The 1,325-nt window shown below is 69.3% G+C and carries 1 pseudogene; it reads left to right on the top strand.

Annotation, left to right across the window (positions count from 1 at the left end):
* Positions 1 to 85: 85 nt before the first annotated feature.
* Positions 86 to 1,295 (top strand): annotated as a pseudogene (locus tag MXD57_RS31295) (IS3 family transposase).
* The last annotated feature ends 30 nt before the right edge of the window (positions 1,296 to 1,325 follow it).

Below are 1,325 nucleotides of genomic sequence, written 5' to 3'. Positions count from 1 at the left end.
AGGTCATCGCTTGGAGCCTGACCCCGGATCTTGGACACCAGAGACACTTGGATCTTGAGGATCTGAGGACTGGAGTCCTGTACTGATGGCGATGAAGCACTACCCGGCCGAGTTCAAGGCGGACGCGGTCGCGTTGTACCGGTCCCGGCCCGGGGCGACGATCAAGTCGGTCGCCGCGGATCTGGGCGTGAATACCGAGACACTGCGGAACTGGATACGCGCGGCCGACGGCCGGCGCACGGGCGGCCACACGGCGTCGCGCCCGGCCGCGCCGGTGGCGGCCGAGGGGATGGAGGCCGAGCTCGTCGCCCTGCGCAGGCGGGTGCGTGAGCTGGAAGAAGAGCGCGAGATCCTGCAGAAGGCGGCGAAGTATTTCGCCGGGGCGACGCGCTGGTGAACCGCTTCCAGTGTGTCGCCGACCTGCGCGCCGAGCACGGCGTGAAGCGGTTGTGCCAGGTCCTCGGGATCGCCCGATCGAGTTTCTACTACTGGCAGGCCACCGCGCCGGCCAGGGCCGCCCGGCAGGCGGCCGACGAGAAGCTGACCGCCAAGATCGCCGCCGTCCACGCCGCCTCGGACGGCACCTACGGCGTCCCCAGGGTCACCGCCGAGCTCCGCGAGACCGGCGGCGAGTCGGTGAACCACAAGAAGGTCGCCCGGCTGATGAAGACCGCCAGCATCGCCGGGTTCCGGCTGCGCAGGAAGCACCGGACCACCGTCGCGGACCCGGCCGCGGCGAAGGCCCCTGACCTGATCGGCCGGGACTTCACCGCCACCGAGGTGAACACCAAGTACGTCGGGGACATCACCTATCTGCCGGTCGGCAGCGGGAAGTTCTGCTATCTCGCGACCGTGATCGACCTCGCGTCCCGGCGGCTGGCGGGCTGGGCGATCGCCGACCATATGCGCGCGAAGCTGGTCGTCGACGCCCTGGCCGCCGCCGAGCGGACCCGCGGCAGCCTCGCGGGAGCGATCATGCACACCGACCACGGGGCCCAATACACCAGCCGGGCCTTCGCCGATGCCTGCCGACGCGCCGGCGTCCGGCAGTCCATGAGCGCCGTCGGCTCCAGCGCGGACAACGCCGCGGCGGAGAGCTGGAACGCGACCATGAAACGCGAGACCCTCCAGAACCGAAAGAGCTGGTCAAGCGAGCGCGAAGCCCGCCTCGAACTCTTCGTTGGCTGCACCGCTACAACACCGTCCGCCGCCACAGTCGCCTGGGACATCGCAGCCCCATCACCTACGAACACGCGCTCGACCGAACATCAACTACGCTGACGCAAACCGCATAACCCCGTGTCCAACTTGCGGGGTCAGGCCCC

The organism is Streptomyces cellostaticus (assembly GCF_023630175.1).
In the GTDB taxonomy this organism is placed as follows: domain Bacteria; phylum Actinomycetota; class Actinomycetes; order Streptomycetales; family Streptomycetaceae; genus Streptomyces; species Streptomyces cellostaticus_A.
This window is presented reverse-complemented; position numbering and strand designations above follow the sequence as displayed.